This window comes from Bacillus sp. PPSBB_11, from assembly GCF_038023285.1.
GTDB lineage: Bacteria > Bacillota > Bacilli > Bacillales > Bacillaceae > Bacillus > Bacillus altitudinis.
Window position 1 is genome coordinate 187,635 of sequence record NZ_CP150633.1, and the last position, 21,483, is coordinate 209,117.

A 21,483-nucleotide genomic window follows, 5' to 3' on the forward strand; every position below is an offset into this window, starting at 1 on the left:
CGATGCAAACAATGAGATAGCCCTCCAAGAAATACATTCTTGACAGCCCTACATTTCTTCAATGTACAGCCAGCGAATAAAATGAGTGGATTTTATTCACTTCGGCGACGCTCCCCTTTCAGCCCTCTTCCTAGATCCCCTCGATCTCTGAAGGCTTACTCTTGAAGTTCGCACCTCTATCTTCAACAAACAACACGTTCATTTATTAAATTAGTCACATCTTAACAGACTTTTGGAAAAAGTACAATCTATTTTTTTAATGCCTCCATTAAAAGTTCAGCCGTCTGTTTCGGAATACCAGCGTCCTGAAAATCCTGTATAGAGGCTTCTTTCATCTTTTTCACAGAGCCAAAATGTTTAAGCAACTGCTTTTTACGCTTTTCCCCGATACCTGGGACATCGTCTAGAATAGACTGAAAAGCATTCTTCCCGCGCAGCTGCCGGTGAAAACTAATCGCAAACCGGTGCACTTCATCTTGAATACGCTGCAATAAATAAAAGGCCTGACTATTCCGTTCGAGCGCAACAATTTCAAGCGTATCACCCATCATCAGATTCGATGTCCTGTGTTTTTCATCTTTCACAAGACCTGCCACAGGAACAGACAGATTTAATTCATTTTCGAGCACATCTATGGCTGCGTTGATTTGTCCTTTTCCTCCATCGATTAAAATCAAGTCAGGAAGCGGCAGCTCATCTTTTAACACACGGGTATACCGCCTTCTAATGACTTCACGCATGGAAGCATAATCATCAGGCCCCTCAACGGTTTTAATTTTGTATTTTCGGTATTCCTTTTTATACGGCTTCCCGTCTTGGAAGACAACCATAGCGGATACGGGGTCTGCTCCTTGGATATTGGAGTTATCAAACGCCTCAATCCGGTATGGCATATAAATATTGAGTGCATCTCCAAGCTGCTTCACTGCACCAATTGTCCGTTCTTCATCACGCTCTATAAGCGAGAACTTTTCTTTGAGAGCAATTTTGGCGTTTTGGTGGGCAAGTAAAAGCAAATCCTTTTTCTTTCCTTTTTTCGGCTGATGAACATTCGTTTCAAGCAATTGCTCAATCATCTCTTGATCGACGCTGTCTGGCACCAAAATTTCCTTCGGCAGAAAATGGTTGTTCTTTTCATAAAACTGCCCCATAAACGTGAGAAATTCTTCCTCAGGGTCTTGATACATCGGAAATAGGCTGACATCACGTTCGATTAATTTCCCCTGTCTGATGAAGAAAACTTGGACACACATCCAGCCCTTATCATAAGCATAGGCAAATACATCACGATCGGATAAGTCACTCATCGTCATCTTTTGCTTTTCCATCGTTGAGTCAATGTATGCGATTTGATCTCTCAGCTCTTTTGCCCGCTCAAATTCTAATTGTTCGGCCGCTTCTTGCATCTTTTCTGTTAATTCTTTCTTGATTTGTTGATGTCCTCCGTTTAGAAATCTTGTGATTTCGTCGACGAGCTGTTTATTCGTTTCTTCTGAAATGTCATACACACACGGAGCAAGACATTGTCCAAGATGATAATAAAGACAGACTCGGTCAGGGAGTGTCGCACATTTTCTAAGTGGATATAAACGGTCGAGCAGCTTTTTCGTTTCTCTTGCTGCTTGTACGTTCGGATATGGACCGAAGTATTTCCCTTTATCCTTTTTCACATTGCGAGTGACAATCAGCTTAGGGTGACGTTCATTCGTAATTTTAATAAAAGGGTACGTTTTGTCATCCTTGAGCATGACATTGTATTTCGGGTCATATTTTTTGATTAAATTCAGCTCTAAAATAAGTGCCTCAATATTTGAAGAGGTGACAATGTATTCAAAGTCTTCAATTTCACTGACAAGCCGCTGCGTTTTGGCATCATGAGATCCTGTAAAATAAGAGCGGACCCTATTTTTTAATACCTTTGCCTTTCCCACATAAATGATCGTATTTTGTCTATCTTTCATTAAGTAACAGCCTGGTTGATCAGGTAAGACTGACAGCTTTTCTTTGATCAATTTGTTCATATTTTCATCCGTCCTTGTTTTCCTCTTTCACTCCTTCTAGTGTATCACGAACACTTGTTTTATACCACGCTGAAAGAAAAGCGGCTCTCGTCTTTACGAGAACCGCTTCAATGATTATGCCGCTTGGGCGTAGATTGGTTTATAGATGTTTGTTGACAAGCTCAGCAAGTGCTTCTTTTGGTTTGAAACCAACAGACGTTTCGACGACTTCACCGTCTTTTAAAACAAGAAGTGTTGGGATACTCATAACGCCGTATTTACCAGCAGTTTCTTGGTTATCATCCACATCAATTTTAACAATTTTCATTTTATCGCCCATTTCTTGATCAAGTTCTTCAAGAACTGGAGCAATCATTTTACAAGGTCCGCACCAAGGTGCCCAAAAATCTGCAAGAACAACACCTTCTGCAGTTTCTTGTGAAAATGTTGCGTCAGTAGCTTTTACGATTGCCATTATTCATTCCTCCAATGTAAATTATGCTTTTTAGTATAGCATCTACCAAAGTGACTTGCGAATGAAATGCTTACGAATCATTTTTTATGAAATGAATTAAAAAACAAACCGTATAATCGCACCAATAACAACAATCGCACCAATGATCATCAGAATGGTTCTAAGCATATGACATAACTCCCTTTCCGCTTCATTTACAATGTATGATGCCCCAACATTCTTCTCATCAAACATTGAAATATGCGATCAAGCCAGATCGACGGTCAACATGACAACCGACATAGGCGGCAGATCAATAGTCAGCTCGCCGTGCTTAACAGCAAATTGCCGAAAGTCCGCAGGCTGAACGGATTGAGGATCATCGAACGTGTTGTGTGCATTCATCCGATCAGCAGTCAGCACACGGCCAGTGACCTTCGTTTTTGCATCGATTCCCTCTATCGCAAGAGATACGTCTGCTTTTTCATGGGGATTCACATGACATAAACTAATATGCATCTTGTCAGATGACCGCGAGGCTGACACACTGACTTGAGGAATTTTTTCACCCCGGCGTTCATACGAAGGCGCATTCAATTCTACTTCAAGCGCTTCTTCTTCTTGATGCACTTGAAACATGTGAAATACATGATAGGTAGGTGTCAGGAGCATCTTTTCGTCCTGCGTTAACACCATCGCTTGTAGCACATTGACGGTCTGGGCAATATTCGCCATATGAATCCGCTCGCAATGGCGATGAAAAATATGAAAATGCAAGGCACAGACTAGAGCATCTCTTAATGTGTTTTGCTGATACAAAAAACCTGGATTTGTCCCCGGTTCTGGATCATACCATGTCCCCCATTCATCAATAATCATCCCAATTCGCTTGTCTGGATCATAACGATCCATGATTTTTCCGTGTTCCACGACAAGCCGCTCCATTTCAGACGCCTTTTTCAGCGTTGTAAACCACTCATCCTCATCAAAATCAGTCGCAGACCCTTTTTTCTCCCATGTTCCTGGGACCGTATAGTAATGCAAACTGAGCCCATCCATCCAAGGCGCTGCACGCTCCATTAATACTTTTGTCCAATTCACATCATTTGAATTCGCACCGCATGCGATTTTGTAAATGCGCTGACCAGCAAATTCTCTCACATACGTTTGGTAGCGTTTATATAAGTCTGCATAATACTCTGGCGTCATATTTCCACCACATCCCCAGCTTTCATTACCTACACCAACATACGTCAGCTCCCACGGTTCTTGTTTTCCATTTTGAATGCGCCAATCCGACATAGGTGTCCCTTTAGGAAATGTGATATATTCAATCCATTCTGCTAATTCTTGAACAGAACCGCTTCCAACGTTTCCACAAATATAAGGCTCACATTCAAGTAATTCACACAGTCTCATAAATTCATGTGTACCAAACGCATTTGATTCAACGGTGCCACCCCAATGAGTATTCACCATCGGCTTTCGTTCACTCAGATCACCGACGCCGTTTGCCCAATGATACTCGTCTGCAAAACAGCCACCCGGCCACCTCAGCACCGGGATATGTAAGGCTTGAAGGGCCTTTAGCACATCAGTACGAATCCCTTCAACATGATCAATCTCTGAATCTTTCCCTACCCAAATTCCGTCATAAATTCCTCTTCCTAAATGCTCTTGAAAGTGTCCATAGATGTGTTTAGAAATGCGTCCAATCACTTCATTGACTTTTACTGTCCCATTCACTTGTAAACCGCTCCTTTGTTTCGTGATAACATACAAAAAAACCCAGAATACCTAGGCATTCTGAGTGTATGAGCGTTAAGAATGGATATTCATCTTTTTTAACTCTTCATTTAAAAGCGGAACGACTTCGAATAAGTCACCAACTATTCCGTAATCAGCGATTTTGAAGATTTCAGCTTCTGGGTCTTTGTTGATTGCAACAATGACTTTACTGTTGGACATACCGGCTAAATGCTGAATAGCTCCTGAAATCCCGCAGGCAATGTAAAGGTCAGGTGTGACCACTTTACCGGTTTGACCAATTTGCAGGGCATAATCGCAGTAGTCAGCGTCACATGCACCACGCGAGGCACCGACTGCTGCGCCAAGCGTTTGGGCAAGTTCTTTCAGCGGTTCAAAGCCTTCTTTGCTCTTGACCCCCCTGCCTCCTGCGACAATAACCTTCGCTTCAGATAAATCTACACCTTCTGATGTTTTTTTAATGACTTCCTTCACGATCGTTCTTAGGTTTTGAATATCGACAGAAACTGGCGTCACTTCTCCGCTGCGTGACGCATCACGCTCCAGCGGTGCCACGTTGTTTGGACGGATAGTAGCCAAAAGCAGACGATCTGTTGAAATGACTTTTTCAAAAGCTTTTCCTGAATAAATCGGTCTAGTGAAAACAAGATGTTCACCGGTAACGCTTACATCTATTGCATCTGAAATTAAGCCAGTTTGCAGGCGTGCAGCTATTTTGGGTGACAAGTCTTTTCCGATTGATGTATGACCGAAGAGCACTGCATCAGGATTGACTTGATCTAATATTGCTTGAAGCGCCTGCGCAAAACCATCAGACGTATAATAAGAAAGATGCGGGTGCTCGACGATCATCACATGATCCGCTCCATAATAAAGCAGTTCATCCGCTTGATCTTTGACGTGATCTCCTATTAAAACGCCAATCACTTCACCGCCATCAGCCACCTCGTGAGCGGCAGCAATCGCTTCAAATGTCACATTTCTTAATTTACCGTCACGACTTTCTCCAAGTACAACAACTTTTTTACTCATCCTATAAGCTCCCCCTTGTTCTCGTGATATCGTAAAGTGGATGTTTAGATGACTTTTGCTTCATTTCTTAGCAGGTCTGTCAGTTCCTTGACCTGATCCTGAAGCTCGCCGCTCAGCACCTTGCCACCCTCTTTTTTCTCCGGTAAGAAACGTTCGATTGTTTTGATTTTAAATGGCACATCGTCTTCATCTAGATCTAGATCGTCTAATTCCAGTTCTTCTAAAGGCTTTTTCTTTGCCTTCATGATGCCTGGTAACGATGGATAACGAGGCTCATTGAGACCTTGCTGCGCGGTGACCACTAGCGGGAGCTCGGCAGAAATCACTTCCACATCACCCTCTGCATCTCGCTCAATTGAAGCTGAGCCGCCGTCGATTTGAATACTTGTAATGGTTGTGACATATGGAAAACCGAGTAATTCAGCAAGACGCGGGGCCACCTGTCCAGACCCGCCGTCAATCGCTACATTCCCTGCTAAGATCAAGGAAGCTTCTTTATCCTTGAAATAGTGATATAGAATCGTAGAAGCGGAAAACTGATCCCACTCCTCCAAATCATCTTCAACATTTAATAAAACGGCTTGATCGCAGCCCATTGCAAGTGCTGTTCTAAGCTGCTTCTCCGCATCTTCATTGCCAACTGTCACGACCGTTACTTCTCCCCCGTGCTCATCCCGAAGCTGAATCGCTTCTTCAATTGCGTACTCATCATAAGGATTAATAATGAACTCTGCCCCATCTTCTTGAATAACACCAGACTGAATAGAGATTTTCTCTTCCGTGTCAAACGTACGCTTCATTAAAACAAAAATATTCATTCATTTCTCCCCCTTGTGTCGTACTAATCCCTTATTCCCCTTTAAAATTCGGTTTACGCTTTTCAATAAAAGCTTGGATGCCTTCTTTGGCATCATTCGACTGGAACACCTCAGCAAACTTTTTGGCTTCCAGCTTCATTCCGCCATCATATGAGTACACTTTTGTCGCATTCAATAACTCAAGCACATACTCAAGCGTTTTAGGGCTTTTCGCTGCAAATTTCGCCGCCAATGTTTTCGCTGTTTCCAGCGCTTCTTCCTCTGTTTCCGCAAGTTTTGAAACAAGTCCGCAGGCAAATGCTTCTTCTCCTGTAATTGGCTCAGCTGTTCCCATCATTTCAAGTGCTTTAGCTGATCCAACGTAGCGAGGCAGGCGCTGCGTTCCGCCGAATCCTGGGATAATACCGAGATTTAATTCCGGCAGTCCCAGCTTTGCATCTTTTGTTGCGATTCGAATATCACACGACATCGCCAGCTCAAGCCCGCCGCCTAATGCTGCCCCGTGAATGGAAGCAATCACCGGTTTTGGACATTGTTCAATTCGTTCAAACACTTGCTGTCCTCTGTCTGCAAGGCTGGCATAATCAGATTCTTCCTGCAAGGTCGTAAATTCTTTAATATCAGCACCTGCTGAGAAAAATCTACCTTCTCCATGAATGACAATAGCTCTCACTTCACTGTTTTGTTCAAGCTGATCAAACATGTCGTTGAGTTCAGTGAGAAGCTGAGAGGATAAGGCATTTGCAGGCGGGTGTTGAATCGTGATGAGTGCTGTCTGTTCGTCTTGGTGTAAGCTAAGTATTTTTTCCATGTCAATCATCCTTTTTCAATTGTCTTTAAGATTGATGTATTCCGTTTAAGAGAAGATCATGTACACTTTCTGCGAGTGCTGGCAGGTCATACTTTTGATCATTCATGACCCATGTTGTAGCGGTTTCATCAATCGTCCCAAATACCATTTGTCTCGCTAAGCGGACATCTAGATTTTGTCTAAATTCTCCTGTCTTCTTTCCCTCGGTTAAAATGGAGTCTAGCATATTTAAATACCCTTTCAGCACCTCATTGATTTTTTGGCGCAGTTCAAGGTTTGACTGCCTGAGTTCAAGCTGTGTCACAAGGGCCAAATGATGGTCTTGCGATAGCAGGCGAAAGTGTTCTCGAATGAGGAGAAGAAGCTTTTCTTTCGCAGACGGTTTCTTTTGAATATCGTTTTCCATCCGTTCGATGAATTGTCCCATTTTTTCTTTAAACAACGAGATCAGAATATCCTCTTTGTTTTTGAAATAGAGATAAATGGTTCCGTCTGCTACTCCTGCTTGTTTGGCAATCTTTGAAACTTGTGATTGATGGTAGCCGTTCTCTGCAATCACCACAACGGCTGCATCAATAATTTGCATGTACTTCGGTCTTTTCTGCTTCAATGTGCTTCGTCCCTTTCTAAATTGAATGAGCATTCATTCATAACTTTATGTTAAAAAGAAACGAGTGATTTGTCAAGTGATGTTCTTCTTTCTTTTCAACCTTTAGCATACCAGAGCAGACACGTACAATTCAAATCATCCGGCCGCTTGACCGGATGATGCTGGTTCATTCTCTCATTGATCGACTGGTTCTTCTGTTGAAGATGATTGCTTTCTTTTTTCTTCTTCAATTAACACTCTGCGCAAGATTTTCCCTACAGCCGTTTTAGGCAGTGATTCCTTAAATTCGTAGACACGCGGCACTTTAAATGAGGCTATTCTTGTTCTAACAAAACGATCCAGTTCATCCTCTGTTACATAGGCATCCTTCTTCGGGACAACAAAGGCTTTTACTGTTTCCCCTCTATACGGATCTGGAATACCCGCCACAACAACTTCTTGTACAAGCTCATGCTCATAAAGGGCTTCTTCAACCTCTCTTGGGTAAATATTATAGCCGCTCGCGATGATGACATCCTTTTTCCGGTCTACGATATAGAAAAAACCATCCTCATCCATATACCCAATGTCTCCTGTGAAAAACCAGCCGTCTCTTAACACTGCCGCTGTCTCATCCGGCTGATTCCAGTACCCTTTCATGATTTGAGGACCTTTGACGATAATCTCTCCGTGCTCATATGGCGCTTTGAGTCCACCCGTTTCTTCACAATAAATACCGGCATCTGTATTCGGCCAAGGGCACCCGATACTTCCTATTTTGTTCGCTCCCCATAAGAAATTGGCATGAGTGACAGGAGAAGTTTCTGAAAGTCCATATCCCTCCACCAGCCTTCCTCCTGTTAGTTTTTCAAAGCTCTGTTTGACTTCAACAGGAAGAGCGGCCGATCCGCTTAAGCATGCGGTGATGGATGATAGGTCATACTTCTCAATATTCGGATGATGAAGCAGGGCAATATACATCGTTGGTGCTCCTGGGAACAGCGTCGGTTTCTGTTTTTCAATGGTCTTCAAGGCATCCGCTGCATCAAAACGCGGAAGAAGAATCATTTGATGACCTTCTTTGACTGCAAGGTTTAGCACGGTCGTCATGCCGTATACATGAAAGAACGGAATGATTCCAAGAATCCGCTCTTTTCCGCGGTTCGTTTTATACATCCAGGATGCACACATTTCTGTATTGGCTACTATATTTTCGTGTGTGAGCATGACCCCTTTTGGTAAACCGGTCGTTCCGCCTGTATATTGCAAAACTGCGACATCCTCTTTCGGTTGAAAGGATATTTGCGGAATCTGTTCTCCTGACGACTCTTTCATGATCTGTGAGAAATGATGAATGGAATCACTCTTCTCCACTTGGATGACCATGTTGTTTTTCCTTCGCTGGACAATCGGAAACAATATGTTTTTTGGAAATGGCAAGTAATCTTGTAGTTTTGTGATGATCAAATGCTCCATACTTGTCAGCGCTTTCATTTTATAGGCCTTTGGATACAGTAGATCGAGAGTGATCAGCACCTTAGAGCCGCTGTCCTCCATTTGATATTCCAGTTCTTTCTCCGTATAAAGCGGATTGGTTTGAACGACAATGCCACCTGCTATTAAAACCGCATAATAAGAAATCACCGATTGCGGGCAGTTTGGCAGCATAATCGCTACTCTGTCGCCTTTTTTGACACCGATGTCAATCAAGTGACTGGCTAATTTCAGTGCATCTTCTTGTAACTGCTGGTAGGTGATGTTTTTTCCTAAAAAATGAATGGCTGTATGCTCAGGTGCTGCCTCTGTGGAGCTGAATAAGTAAGATTGCAACGTTTCATTTGGGATGGTGAGTTCGTGGGGAATTTGATTCGGGTAATGCAGAAGCCAACGTTTATCTGACTGCATAAAAACCCTCCTTCCTGAACTTTCGTACTATTTTATTATAGCAAACTTTTCCTTATGGCTGTTTGCTTTTTTCAAATCGAGCTCGTTCCATGACACATCTTCATTTTTTCGCCGGTGTTTCTATAGAGGCTCTTTTCCCTTCATGATGCCACTTTTCGTATAATCCACCGATCTCACGAAATGACTCATGGACTCTCTCCACGATCTGTTTATGGATACTAGGGTCATTAGGTAAATGTGTGTGGATGTTGTCCACTTGATATTGTCTCATCATGTCTAGATACACAGTTAGAAAGATGGTGTCTTCTAAAATCCAATAAATGACTTCATCCGCCTCTTTTGTTCTTTTATGAAGCACTTTAATCCCTCGTTCATATTGAATAAGAAAATAGCCGGCTGGATCAATTTCAATATAGGGGCTCAAATCATCAAAAAAACCAGTCGTTTGAAAAGGACGTGCAATATACGGTTCATATATGTCTTGGGGAAGAGATGTCTTTTTGAGACAACTGTCAATGCGCTTTATGAGTTCGTCTTTTTGCAAGATTTGATTCATTCTGATTCGCCGCCTTTGATGAGTGAAAAGCTGTCAAGGTTTTCCCTGACAGCTTTCTAGAATGTATTCTTCATTTTACAGGAACATGTAAACGGCACCAATAACCGCAAAAGTGCAGGCAACTACAATTAATACTTTGGCTAGTTTTTCCATGTCGTCTCCTTAAATGCCGGCTGCTACTACATAAGACAGCCCAACAGAAATAATGAGTGAAATAAACCCGACCGCTCTATTATCATTCTCAATCTCTTTGTCTACTTTAAATCGTGGTGTTAAAAATTCAAAAATGAAATAGCTGACGAGCAGCATCACAAAGCCGTATACGCCCCATCCGACCATTTGAAGAAGCGAGTTGTGCTGGGCGATGGAATGCTGAAAGACATTGGCAATCCCAAAAATCTTCCCGCCGGTTGCCATAGCAACAGCTAAGTTCCCCCGCTGAATCTCTTCCCAGTTTTTATAGGAGGTCACGAGTTCAAATATGGTCAGAAATAAGACAAGACATAGGACGGCCACGCTGTAATAGGCGGCAATTTCCACAAGTTCATTTTCCCAAAAGGCTTTCATGCGTTTTCTCCTTTTTACTTTAATTCGACGATGGTGACGCCTGATCCTCCCTCGCCTTGTTCTCCAAAACGAGCATTTTTTACACTACGGTGCTGTTTTAATAATTCCTGGACCCCTTTTCTCAAGGCGCCAGTGCCTTTACCGTGAATGATCGACACACGCGGATAGCCAGCTAAGACGGCATCATCTAAGTATTTCTCGACTCTGCTTAAGGCATTCTCATAACGCTCTCCTCTTAAATCAAGCTCAAGTGATACATGATAGTCTTTTCCTTTGACCGCCGTGATGGCTTTCTCTTGTTTAAATTCCGGTGCTGATTTGATAAATTCCATATCTTTTTCTTTTACTTTCATTTTTAGAATGCCCATTTGGACACTCCATTCTTTGTTACCCGTTTGTTCGATGAGCGTTCCTTTTTGGCCAAACGTCAGCACTTTGACTTCATCGCCTGGCTTTAGCTGTCTTGCTGCTTTTTTCACCGGCTCTGGTTTTTTCTTACGGTCAAACTCAGGGACAGCTTCTTCAAGACGCTTTCTCGCATCAATGAGTTCATGTTCTTTGAATGAACGATGCTCACTTTTAATGGACCGAAGCTCCTGAATAATCTCTTCTGCTTCTTTTGTTGCTTGTTCAATTTTTTCTGCCGCTTTTTGTTCAGCTTCTTCCAGCAGTTTGTCCTTTTGTTCATTCCATTCAAGGATTTGTTTTTGCAATTCTTTATGGAGCTTCTCTGCTTCTTTTCTATAAAATTCTGTCTCATGCAGTTCTTCTTCTGCTTGTTTTTTGCTGTCTTCTAATGAAGCAATCATCTGATCGACTTCATTATGTTCTGCGTGCATATCTGCTTTTGCACGGTCAATTAAATGATGAGGCAGTCCTAGACGCTTGGAAATTTCAAATGCATTACTTCGTCCCGGCACCCCGATGAGCAAGCGATATGTAGGGGATAAGGTTTCAATATCAAACTCTACACTCGCATTTGTGACGCCTTCTCGGTTATATCCGTATGCCTTCAGCTCAGGATAGTGAGTCGTTGCGATGACGCGCGCATTTGTTTGATGAACTTCATCTAAGATGCTCATCGCAAGTGCTGCACCTTCAGCAGGATCTGTTCCTGCACCTAATTCATCAAATAACACGAGTGAATTAGACGTCAAATGCTTTAAGATATCCACAATATTGACCATATGAGATGAGAAAGTACTCAAGCTCTGTTCAATAGACTGCTCGTCTCCAATATCAGCAAAGACTTGATCGAATACAGCCACTTCTGATCCTTCTTCGACTGGAATATGAAGACCTGCCTGCGTCATCAGCGTAAGAAGTCCGAGTGTTTTTAAAGTGACGGTCTTACCGCCTGTATTTGGACCTGTGATGACGATCGTAGAAAAATCTTTCCCTAGCTCAATATCATTTGCCACAACCTGATCTCGGGGCAATAGGGGATGTCTTGCCCGTTTTAAATAAATCTCCCCTTGGTTATTCACAGTAGGTTTTGTGGCTTTTTCTGCTTTTGCATATTTGGCTTTGGCGAAAATAAAATCTAATGTCTGAAGTTCATTCACATTATGAAGCAATTCATCAATGTGCTCTGACACACTCGCTGTCAGCATTTGCAAAATCTTTTCAATCTCTTGCTTTTCTTTTAGGCGAGTTTGCTGCAAGGTGTTATTTAAATCTACGACCACTTGCGGCTCAATAAAAAGAGTTGCGCCTGAAGAAGATTGATCGTGAACAATCCCTCCATAATTCGAGCGGTACTCTTGTTTTACGGGAATGACAAACCGATCATTACGAATGGTCACAATGGTGTCTGACAGCATTTTCGAGGCAGATTGTGAACGAATCATTGATTCTAATTTATCTCGTACTTTTGATTCTAGTGATCGTAACTGCGTTCGTATGGTGCGGAGTGCAGGCGTTGCGTGATCAAGCACTTCTCCATTATCACCAATACAGCTTTCGATTTCTTTTCTCACGTCTGGCAGTAAAATCAGCGATTCTGCATATGTATGAAGACGGGGTATCTCTACTCCGTCCTCATACATAGAGGTGAGAAAGTGCTTCATGTTTTTTGTGGTATATAACAGCGCCGCAATTTCCATCAGCTCAGCAGGGCTTAATATACTGCCTATTTCTGCTCGTTTGACGCCTCGTCTAATATCCATTAACCCGCCAAACGGCGCAGATCCTTTTAAACGAATCACATCTTGCGCTTCTGCTACCTCTTCTAGCAGATGCTGAATGCTCTCGATATCTGTGAGTGGTATTAAGTCCTGCGCTTTTTCTTTCCCTAAAGTCGAAGCAGTATAGGACATGACTTTTTCTTTTACTTTATGAAATTCTAATGATGCTAACACTTTTTGTTGCAGCATGGTCCAGCCTCCTAACGACTACCTGTCACGCGTTAAAAACTTTTTCATCTCATTGAGTGAAAATGTATTCACGACATTTGCTTTTGGTGTCCAGCCCTTTCTTGCAGCTGTGACACCGACGTCCATATGATCGAGCATGGCGATGTTGTGTGCATCTGTGTTGATCATGATGTTCACACCCGCTTCGTTTGCTTTCATTAAATGCTCTGTTTTTAAATCAAGTCTTGACGGGTTGCTGTTGAGTTCCAGTGCAGTGCCCGTTTTTTTCGCAAGCTCTATGAGCTGATCAATATTTAAAGCATAGCCGTCTCGTCTACCGATCAAACGGCCAGTTGGATGGGCAATTAAATCCACATGCTGATTATTCAAGGCATTTTCTAGGCGCTCCATAATGACTTCCTCCGGCTGAGAAAAACTAGAATGAATAGACGCAATGACAAAATCCATGTCTGCTAGAAAGTCATCATCATAATCTAACGATCCATCCGGCAGAATATCCATTTCGACCCCTTTGAAAATGTGAAAATGCTCGAATTCTTGATTCAGCTTGTCAATTTCTTTTGCTTGCAAACGCAAACGTTCTTTTGTTAAACCGTTTGCTACTTTTAAATATTGTGAGTGGTCTGTAATGGCCATGTATTCATAGCCTTTTGCGATACATGCCTCTGCCATTTCGCGAATAGAAAAAGCGCCATCACTCCATGTCGAGTGCATATGAAGATCGCCTTTGATATCTTTTCGTTCTACAAATTGCATACTTTCTTTATACGAATCAATCTCTGCTCCGGTTTCACGAATTTCTGGCGGAATGAGCGGAAGTTGGAAATGTGCATAAAAAGCGCTTTCGTCTTCAAATGTTTTCACATCCCCAGTTTCGATCGTTTCAACCCCATATTCACTAATACGCTCACCGCGCTCCTTCGCAAGCTGTCGCATACGAATGTTATGATCTTTTGAGCCAGTGAAATGGTGCAGCGTTGTTGCAAATTGGTCTGTTGTCACAAGCCGGAAATCTACACTGATTTCAAAATCAAGTGCAAGCATGACAGATACCTTCGTATCACCGCTCGCAATGACATCTTTGACATCATCAAGAGCAACAAGCTGCTTTCTCACTTGTTCAGGGTTATCAGTCGCAATGATGTAATCTAAATCTTTAACCGTTTCACGCGCACGTCTTAAACTGCCCGCTCTTGAAAAACGGATGATTCCCTCCATCTGTTCCAGCGCATCATCAATTCGCTCTGCCACATCTAATGCAAAGCCAATTGGCAGTCGTTCTGGCTGCTTCCCTGCCTCCTCAAGAGCGGCAAGAATCTTTTCTTCTGTTTTTTTGCCAAACCCAGCAAGCGTTTGTACTTTTTCCGCTTCACATGCTTCTTTTAAAGACTGTGCATCGTAAACACCAAGCTCTTGGTAGAGCTTAGCAATCTTCTTCCCGCCGAGTCCTTGCAATTTTAAGAGCGGGACAAGTCCTTCAGGCACTTCTTTTTTTAATTGTTCGAGTGTTTCAGACTGTCCTTTTTCGATATACTCTGTGATCACAGCAAAGGTTCCTTTTCCAATGCCGGGTAATGCTAATAGGTCATCTATTTGAGAAAGGCTGCGGTCATCTTGTTCCAGTGCCGCAGCTGCTTTACGAAAGGCAGAAATTTTAAAAGGATTATCTCCTTTTAGCTCCATATAAACTGCAATTGTTTCAAGAAGTTTGATAATATCTTTTTTATTCATCTCTCATCCTCCAGCCGCTTTGGCATCTTCCTATATAAATATACAAACTTTCCCTTCATCCGACAACTTTCTGTCATGGAATGCGAAAAAACTTCTCCAAGAAAGGAGAAGTTCTTAAACTCCATACGTCGACCAGAGGTCTTTGACAAGACCGGACAGGTAAGGGGTGCTATTTACGATCACATCTGCTAACATTGATTTGCTCATCATCGTTTGAAGCGCATCGACTGGAAGTAATGCGGCCACAAACAATAGAATAAACACAAATAGATAGGTTTCAAGAAATCCTAAAACAGCGCCAAGCAGTTTGTTGACCTGTTTAATCACAGGGATACTTGCAATGGTTGTGAGCAATCCGCCGATGATAGCTAGCAGGATTTTGGTCAAGATAAACAGAATGATAAACGCAATGGTATTATAATAAGCTGTTTCTAGATTCCCACTAAAGAAAGCAAGCTGCGCTTGACCGCCGCTAAAATTAGGTGCTGGAATCCACGTAAGCTGTGGTGCAAGTGACTGATAAAACATAGAAGCCACTAAAATAGAAACAACAAAGCTAATCAATTTAATAAATTGAAGAATAAACCCGCGTTTTAGACCGACAAGCGTTCCCATAAGAAGCAAAAACAAAATGATGATATCGATCACGGTAATTTCATTCCTTTTCTTTTAGATGAAGCTCTAGTTTTTCGTATTGCTCTTTTAATTTCAAGTAGTCGTGGACGACATTGACTGCTGTCAGTACAGCTAATTTGTTTATATCAAGGTATGGATTTTTTTCATTGATTTCTCTCATTTTATCATCAACAATTGAAGCAACATGTCGCATATGCATCTTCGTTTCTTGACCGATGATCGTATAGGACTGTCCGTAAATCTCAACTGTTGTTTTCGTTTTACCGCCGTCAGACAACGTTTCTCCTCCATTCCACGAGAATCCTAGTCTCTATCATAACATGTTTAGACATTGAATGGAAAGACGAGCCCTTCCCTGTTATGGTACACTTTAGAAATCAATGATATCAAGGTAAAAAGGAGTTATCCACTGTGCCCCAATCCGTCTTAAAAGCAACATCAGAAGACATGAAAAAAATGAAGAGCGTGTACGCTCAGCATTTAACTGACACTTTGCCGCCAGGCGCTCTATTTCAAGCAAAGGTTCCCGGCTGTACGATTACAGCTTACAAATCTGGAAAAGTGCTGTTCCAAGGACAAAAGGCAGAAGCTGAAGCGAGTCAGTTCAACCATTTACAAGCAGCTGAAACAAAAAGCAAAAAAACATCATCCATCACACAGTACAGCCCACCACCCGGCATTGCTTCCATGTCGGTTATTGGCTCAGATGAGGTCGGTACTGGCGATTATTTTGGACCCATTACGGTCTGTGCGGCTTATGTTGATTCCAGTCAGCTTGCTCTCATGAAAGAGCTCGGGGTGAAAGACTCAAAAGGACTCAAAGATCCGCAGATTATCAACATTGCCAAAGACTTGATCAAAACCATCCCGTTCAGCCTTCTCGTGCTTCGGAATGAAAAATACAATGCGATGCAGGAAAAGGGTATGAGCCAAGGAAAAATGAAGGCACTGCTTCATAACCAAGTCATCACCTCCGTGCTAGAAAAACTGGATGGCAAGAAACCAGAAGCCATTCTCATTGACCAATTTGCCGAACCAGGCATTTATTTCAGGCACCTTGCGGGGAAAAAGATCATTCGGGAGCGTACATATTTTAGTACGAAAGCAGAAGGCATTCACTTATCAGTTGCTGCAGCTTCTATTATTGCAAGGTATGCTTTTTTAATTGAAATGGATAAATTATCAAAAGCAGCGGGCTTTGACATTCCAAAAGGGGCCGGTCCGCATGTTGACAAAGCGGCAGCAAAGCTGATGAAACAGCACGGCGAAGAGGCTTTACGCCAATTTACAAAACTTCATTTTGCCAACACCCAAAAAGCGAAAAAATGGTTATAATTAAAAAAGAGCTATCGCCCATAAAGCGATAGCTCTCAGATTGTTGACAAAGGGCTAAAATGAACTTGATTTTAGCCCTTTGTCTTCTTTTCAGCGTGATAGAAAACCTTTGCAGTCTAGGAAGGACGAGCACTGGCACAGAGCGAATTTGACATTCGTGAGTACCAGCGCGCAGGACTGACAAAGAATGCGAGGGTTTGTCTACACGCTAAGAGCTATCGCCCATAAAGCGATAGCTCTTTTTATTATCCGCGCAAGACGGCTTGATACGTATCTTCTAATGCTTTCAATACGTTTGTATGAACAGCCGTGACTTCTTCCTCGGTCAACGTTTGTTCTGGGTTTAAATATTGCAGAGAGAATGCAACAGATTTCTTGCCTTCTTCCATATGCTCACCCTCATACACATCAAAGACGGAAAGGTCTGTGAGCAATTGGCCGCCAGCTTCATAAATGACTTGCTCCAGCTGTCCGCTTGAAATATGCTGATCGACGACAAGTGCGATGTCTCTTGTCACTGCTGGGAATCTCGGAATAGCCGTATATTTCATATCCTCTGTTTCAGACGTCATCACATCTGTTAAATCAAATTCAAATACATACGTTTCTTTTAAATCTAATTCTTTTTCCACTACTGGATGAAGTGCAGCTACAAAGCCAATCACTTTTCCATTTAAATAAACATCGGCTGTACGTCCTGGGTGAAGGCCCTCACGCTCTGCTTGAACATACGTGATCTCTTCTGATACACCAAGCTTTTCAAACAGCCCTTCCGCAATACCCTTCGCTACATAAAAATCGACAGCTTTTTTCTCGCCCTGCCAAAGATTTTTATGCCAAAGACCTGTTAACGCACCTGCCACATGCTCTTTCTCAACTGGTTTTGCGCCTTCCGTTTCCGCTAAGAAAACAGAACCCGTTTCGTAAAAGGCAAAAGAATCAGCTTGTCTTGCTAAGTTATATGCGACAGAATCAAGTAAGTTCGGCAGAAGGCTTTGTCTCAGCACACTGCGTTCCTCACTCATTGGCAGGGAAAGTCTTGTTTGATAAGCTGGATTTAAAGCAAAGGCTGTGGACTTATGCTGATTCGTTAATGAATACGTAATCGCTTGAGAAAGCCCTGCGCCCTCTAAGAAACGTCTCACCTTTCTGCGCTTCACTTGGTATGGCGTGAGACCGCCAACGGTACCAGCTGTCGCAGGCAGTGTAGATGGAATATTGTCGTATCCGTATAATCTCGCAACTTCTTCAATGAGGTCCTCTTCAATCGTAATATCCATTCTGCGGGAAGGAACCGTTACGACAAGCACATCATTTGATTCACCCACAGTAAAGCCTAGTTTGTTGAAAATCTGAATCATATCTTCTTTTGAAATGCTCATGCCAAGCACCTTGTTCACACGCTCAGTTGATACGTGGATGACATTCATACTTGTTTCAAGGTGGTTTTCCTCAACTGTACCGCTTAGCACTTCACCGCCTGCATAGGTGCTGATCAATTGCGCTGCTCTTTCGGCTGCTGATGTCGTCCGCTGCGGATCGAGCCCTTTTTCAAATCGTGTGCTTGATTCACTGCGAAGCCCTAAGTCTCTAGATGCTTGACGGACGGTTTGACCGTTGAAATATGCCGCTTCTAAAAGAATCGTTGTCGTCTCATCACGCACCTCTGATTCAAAACCGCCCATGACACCTGCAACAGCATGCGCTTTTGTGCCATTTGTAATGACAAGATGCTTCGAAGACAATGTACGTTCTTGTTCATCCAGAGTTTGAATCATTTCATTTTCAGCCGCTTTACGTACGACCACCTGCTTTGAACCAAACCGGTCATAATCAAAGGCATGTAGAGGTTGACCGTATTCAAGTAAGACAAAATTCGTAATATCCACGACGTTGTTAATTGGGCGGATACCTGCATTCATCAATCTTGTTTGCATCCAAAGCGGTGCTGGTCCAATCTTTACGTTTTTAATGATCTTCGCTGCATAAAGTGGATTCGCTTCTTGATCCTCAATTTTAACAGAAATATAGTCTGCTGCTTTTTCAGAAGAAGTGTCATGCGCTGTATCAGGAAGCTTGATGTCTCTCCCTAAAATGGCGGCAACCTCATAAGCCACTCCTAGCATATTAAGAGCATCGGCACGGTTTGGTGTTAAGCCAAGTTCAAGTACCGCATCATCTAATTGAAGCGCTTGAAGGGCATCATCTCCTGGTTTCACGTCATTCGGGAAAACAAAGATACCTTCTGCATATTCTTTTGGTACGAGCTTGCTCTCTACGCCTAATTCTTGCAGAGAACAAATCATGCCATGAGACTCTTCACCGCGCAGTTTTGCTTTTTTAATTTTAAAGTTTCCAGGAAGGACTGCACCAACCGTTGCGACAGCCACATGCTGTCCTTTATCCACATTTGGAGCCCCGCATATAATTTGCACCGGTGCGTCTTCGCCGATATCAACAAGACATTTGTTTAATTTATCCGCATTCGGATGCTGTTCACGTTCAATGACGTGTCCAACGACAACGCCTTTGATGCCTTCGCCTTTATACTCAACGGCTTCCACTTCAATTCCGCTTCTTGTGATTTTCTCTGCTAATTCATCCGGCTGAATGCCTTCTAAATCGACATAGTCCTCTAACCATTTATATGAAACAAACATGTTGATTTCCTCCTCTTAGTCCTGCTTAAATTGCTTCGTGAATCTAATATCATTTGTGTAGAAATGACGAATGTCATCTATGCCGTATTTCAGCATCGCAATACGTTCAACACCCATTCCAAAAGCAAAGCCTTGGTAAGTATCTGGATCAAATCCGCTCATTTTTAATACATTCGGGTGAACCATTCCTGCACCTAAAATTTCAATCCAGCCTGTTCCTTTACATACGGAACAGCCTTTCCCGCCGCATTTAAAGCATGACACATCAACTTCAACGGAAGGTTCTGTGAATGGGAAAAAGCTTGGGCGCAGTCTAATTTCACGATCTTCCCCAAACATTTTTCTTGCGACTGTCTCAAGCGTTCCTTTGAGGTCACTCATGCTAATATTGTGATCGACCACAAGTCCTTCAATCTGCATGAATTGATGCGAGTGAGTGGCATCATCGCTGTCACGTCTATATACCTTACCAGGACAGATGATCTTCACAGGACCTTGGCCTTTATATTTCTCAAGTGTACGTGCTTGAACGGGTGATGTTTGTGTTCTCATGAGTGTGTCTTCAGTAATATAGAAGCTGTCCTGCATATCACGTGCCGGATGTTCTTTTGGAAGATTGAGCGCTTCAAAGTTATAGTAATCTGTTTCCACCTCTGGGCCCTCTTCAACGGTATAGCCCATGCCGATAAATAAATCTTCAATATCTTCTACGACAATCGTTAATGGATGTCTTGCCCCGATTTTGATCGGACTTGCTGGTAATGTGACATCAATGGTTTGAGAAGCCAGTTTCTTTTTCACTTCTTCTGCTTCTAGCTGCTCATTTTTTTCAGCAATGGCACCAGCAATCTGCTCTCTCACTTCATTTGCAAGTGCGCCCATTTTTGGTCTTTCTTCAGCGGAAAGCTTGCCCATTCCGCGCAGCACTTCTGTAATCGGACCTTTTTTCCCTAAATATTGAACACGAATATCATTGACTTCTTTGAGCGAGCTGGCTGCTTCAACCTTTGCTATCGCTTCTGCTTCAAGCTGTTTTAACGTTTCTTGCATGAGTGTGATCCTCCTTTTAATATACAAAACCGTCTGAATAAACGGGTGTTTGATTGTTTGAAGACAATAAAAAAACTCGTTCCTCCATAAAAGAAGGGACGAGTTGTGGTCGCGGTACCACCCTTGTTAAGCACAAATATATGTGCGAATAAGCTTCATTGACATAACGGAATCAAACGAATCCGGTCCACCTTTACGCAAAACCTGCGGTCCCGGTGACAACTCCAGAGGTGAATTCCTGTTTCAGCATTCCTTAAATGCACTTTCAGTCTACGATGCATTCTCCCTAATAGGACGCTTCGTGAAACAATCTTCCTCTATCATGGTTTTTAAAATATTAGTTTCATTATAGTGAAAAATAGGACGTGATGCAACACTATCCGCGCAAATGATAGACAAGAACTGCTGCTGCCACAGCCACATTTAATGATTCCGCTTGTCCGTACATTGGAACATATAAATTTTGATCTGTCATTTGAAGAATCTCTGGATCAATACCTGCTCCCTCGTTGCCTACAATTAGCGCAAATGGACCTTCTGATGCTATGTGTCTATACTCTTTCGCATCTTTCAAAGCACTGCCATATACAGGTATGCCTTGCGCCTTTAATGCTGGAATTGTCTGTTGTAGGGTTTGTTTTAAGATAGGCAGGTGAAAATGAGACCCTTGTGCTGAACGGAGCGTTTTTCCGTTAAACGCATCAACGGTTCCATCCCCTAGGACCACAGCATCTAGACCCGCTGCATCTGCTGTCCGAATGAGTGTGCCTAAATTCCCCGGATCCTGCACTGCATCTAACAGAAGCATTCGTTCATACTTTTTCTCCTCAAATACAGGAATGGTACAAACCGCTGCGATTTGCTGAGATGTTTCCGTTTCCGTCATCGCAGTAAAAGCCTCTTGACTTAATTCATACAACTCAATGTCAGGCTCGATGTCAGCAGGGAGCATATCAAGCGTTGCGACCATTAACTCTTTCACAACCCCGCTTTTTAATGCTTCTTCTACTAAGTGTTTTCCTTCAACAAGGAACAGCCCTGTTTTCGTTCGTTCTTTTTTTGTATGGAGCTTTTTCCATTGTTTAATGTTTGCGTTTTTAGCTGATTCTATAAATTTCAAGCGACTTTAACTCCTTTAAATATCATGAATTTATTATATCTCAAGCACACTACATAATAAACCTGTCTTTGAGACAG

18 protein-coding genes and 1 riboswitch are annotated in these 21,483 nt (G+C 42.5%); of the genes, 1 reads left to right on the forward strand and 17 read right to left on the reverse strand.

Features of this window, described 5'->3' with window-relative positions:
- Positions 1 to 9: 9 nt before the first annotated feature.
- Positions 10 to 187: riboswitch (Lysine riboswitch) on the reverse strand.
- 61 nt (positions 188 to 248) lie between these two features.
- The 14 genes from uvrC to zapA form a co-directional block, all read right to left on the reverse strand.
- Positions 249 to 2,021, reverse strand: a complete 1,773-nt coding sequence (gene uvrC / locus V7L95_RS00970; protein ID WP_007501627.1) for an excinuclease ABC subunit UvrC — start codon at positions 2,019 to 2,021, stop codon at positions 249 to 251.
- A gap of 139 nt (positions 2,022 to 2,160) precedes the next feature.
- A complete protein-coding gene (gene trxA, locus V7L95_RS00975; protein WP_007501629.1) occupies positions 2,161 to 2,475 on the reverse strand; it encodes a thioredoxin in 315 nt (104 codons plus the stop codon).
- Between the two features lie 246 nt (positions 2,476 to 2,721).
- Positions 2,722 to 4,200 carry an alpha-N-arabinofuranosidase gene (locus V7L95_RS00980; RefSeq protein ID WP_017358242.1) on the reverse strand — a complete coding sequence of 493 codons (1,479 nt, stop codon included), beginning with the start codon at positions 4,198 to 4,200 and terminating at the stop codon, positions 2,722 to 2,724.
- A 75-nt stretch (positions 4,201 to 4,275) separates the two neighbouring features.
- Positions 4,276 to 5,253, reverse strand: a complete 978-nt coding sequence (locus V7L95_RS00985) for an electron transfer flavoprotein subunit alpha/FixB family protein (protein WP_017358243.1) — start codon at positions 5,251 to 5,253, stop codon at positions 4,276 to 4,278.
- Between the two features lie 44 nt (positions 5,254 to 5,297).
- Positions 5,298 to 6,071 carry an electron transfer flavoprotein subunit beta/FixA family protein gene (locus V7L95_RS00990; protein ID WP_017358244.1) on the reverse strand — a complete coding sequence of 258 codons (774 nt, stop codon included), beginning with the start codon at positions 6,069 to 6,071 and terminating at the stop codon, positions 5,298 to 5,300.
- 31 nt (positions 6,072 to 6,102) lie between these two features.
- Entirely contained in the window at positions 6,103 to 6,882 is a 780-nt protein-coding gene (locus V7L95_RS00995) for an enoyl-CoA hydratase (protein ID WP_017358245.1), read from the reverse strand.
- A 25-nt stretch (positions 6,883 to 6,907) separates the two neighbouring features.
- Positions 6,908 to 7,492 (reverse strand): TetR/AcrR family transcriptional regulator, encoded by a 585-nt coding sequence (locus V7L95_RS01000; RefSeq protein ID WP_017367816.1) that lies wholly within the window; start codon positions 7,490 to 7,492, stop codon positions 6,908 to 6,910.
- A 174-nt stretch (positions 7,493 to 7,666) separates the two neighbouring features.
- Positions 7,667 to 9,376: an AMP-binding protein gene (locus tag V7L95_RS01005; protein ID WP_206115631.1), complete on the reverse strand. Its 1,710-nt coding sequence runs from the start codon at positions 9,374 to 9,376 to the stop codon at positions 7,667 to 7,669.
- A 100-nt stretch (positions 9,377 to 9,476) separates the two neighbouring features.
- Positions 9,477 to 9,932 carry an Imm63 family immunity protein gene (locus V7L95_RS01010; RefSeq protein WP_206115633.1) on the reverse strand — a complete coding sequence of 152 codons (456 nt, stop codon included), beginning with the start codon at positions 9,930 to 9,932 and terminating at the stop codon, positions 9,477 to 9,479.
- Positions 9,933 to 10,094: 162 nt separating this feature from the next.
- The gene (locus tag V7L95_RS01015) at positions 10,095 to 10,499 is read right to left on the reverse strand and encodes a DUF350 domain-containing protein (RefSeq protein ID WP_007501637.1); all 405 of its coding nucleotides are present in this window, start codon (positions 10,497 to 10,499) and stop codon (positions 10,095 to 10,097) included.
- A 14-nt stretch (positions 10,500 to 10,513) separates the two neighbouring features.
- Positions 10,514 to 12,871 carry an endonuclease MutS2 gene (locus V7L95_RS01020; protein ID WP_206116239.1) on the reverse strand — a complete coding sequence of 786 codons (2,358 nt, stop codon included), beginning with the start codon at positions 12,869 to 12,871 and terminating at the stop codon, positions 10,514 to 10,516.
- 21 nt (positions 12,872 to 12,892) lie between these two features.
- Entirely contained in the window at positions 12,893 to 14,605 is a 1,713-nt protein-coding gene (polX, locus tag V7L95_RS01025) for a DNA polymerase/3'-5' exonuclease PolX (RefSeq protein WP_206115635.1), read from the reverse strand.
- Between the two features lie 114 nt (positions 14,606 to 14,719).
- Positions 14,720 to 15,253, reverse strand: coding sequence for a CvpA family protein (locus V7L95_RS01030; protein ID WP_008345997.1), 534 nt, complete (start codon positions 15,251 to 15,253; stop codon positions 14,720 to 14,722).
- 7 nt (positions 15,254 to 15,260) lie between these two features.
- Positions 15,261 to 15,518 carry a cell division protein ZapA gene (gene zapA / locus V7L95_RS01035; RefSeq protein WP_008345998.1) on the reverse strand — a complete coding sequence of 86 codons (258 nt, stop codon included), beginning with the start codon at positions 15,516 to 15,518 and terminating at the stop codon, positions 15,261 to 15,263.
- A gap of 134 nt (positions 15,519 to 15,652) precedes the next feature.
- Here zapA and rnhC point away from each other — a divergent pair, with 134 nt between their 5' ends.
- Entirely contained in the window at positions 15,653 to 16,576 is a 924-nt protein-coding gene (rnhC, locus tag V7L95_RS01040; protein ID WP_017358252.1) for a ribonuclease HIII, read from the forward strand.
- Between the two features lie 245 nt (positions 16,577 to 16,821).
- Here rnhC and pheT read toward each other — a convergent pair whose 3' ends face one another.
- From pheT to V7L95_RS01055, 3 genes are all read right to left on the reverse strand, one after another.
- Positions 16,822 to 19,236, reverse strand: coding sequence for a phenylalanine--tRNA ligase subunit beta (pheT, locus tag V7L95_RS01045; protein WP_206115637.1), 2,415 nt, complete (start codon positions 19,234 to 19,236; stop codon positions 16,822 to 16,824).
- A 15-nt stretch (positions 19,237 to 19,251) separates the two neighbouring features.
- Complete coding sequence (pheS, locus tag V7L95_RS01050; protein ID WP_099496663.1) at positions 19,252 to 20,286, reverse strand: phenylalanine--tRNA ligase subunit alpha; 1,035 nt, start codon at positions 20,284 to 20,286, stop codon at positions 19,252 to 19,254.
- Positions 20,287 to 20,662: 376 nt separating this feature from the next.
- Positions 20,663 to 21,406 carry an RNA methyltransferase gene (locus V7L95_RS01055; RefSeq protein ID WP_311754269.1) on the reverse strand — a complete coding sequence of 248 codons (744 nt, stop codon included), beginning with the start codon at positions 21,404 to 21,406 and terminating at the stop codon, positions 20,663 to 20,665.
- Between the last annotated feature and the right edge of the window lie 77 nt (positions 21,407 to 21,483).

Excerpts from the sequence above, each read along its gene's own strand:
- V7L95_RS01005 (WP_206115631.1), bottom strand. The coding sequence starts at position 9,376 with ATGCAGTCAGATAAACGTTGGCTTCTGCATTACCCGAATCAAATTCCC.
- trxA (WP_007501629.1), bottom strand. The coding sequence starts at position 2,475 with ATGGCAATCGTAAAAGCTACTGACGCAACATTTTCACAAGAAACTGCA.
- uvrC (WP_007501627.1), bottom strand. The coding sequence starts at position 2,021 with ATGAACAAATTGATCAAAGAAAAGCTGTCAGTCTTACCTGATCAACCA.
- V7L95_RS00985 (WP_017358243.1), bottom strand. The coding sequence starts at position 5,253 with ATGAGTAAAAAAGTTGTTGTACTTGGAGAAAGTCGTGACGGTAAATTA.
- V7L95_RS00995 (WP_017358245.1), bottom strand. The coding sequence starts at position 6,882 with ATGGAAAAAATACTTAGCTTACACCAAGACGAACAGACAGCACTCATC.
- V7L95_RS01015 (WP_007501637.1), bottom strand. The coding sequence starts at position 10,499 with ATGAAAGCCTTTTGGGAAAATGAACTTGTGGAAATTGCCGCCTATTAC.
- V7L95_RS01010 (WP_206115633.1), bottom strand. The coding sequence starts at position 9,932 with ATGAATCAAATCTTGCAAAAAGACGAACTCATAAAGCGCATTGACAGT.
- pheS (WP_099496663.1), bottom strand. The coding sequence starts at position 20,286 with ATGCAAGAAACGTTAAAACAGCTTGAAGCAGAAGCGATAGCAAAGGTT.
- polX (WP_206115635.1), bottom strand. The coding sequence starts at position 14,605 with ATGAATAAAAAAGATATTATCAAACTTCTTGAAACAATTGCAGTTTAT.
- pheT (WP_206115637.1), bottom strand. The coding sequence starts at position 19,236 with ATGTTTGTTTCATATAAATGGTTAGAGGACTATGTCGATTTAGAAGGC.
- V7L95_RS00990 (WP_017358244.1), bottom strand. The coding sequence starts at position 6,071 with ATGAATATTTTTGTTTTAATGAAGCGTACGTTTGACACGGAAGAGAAA.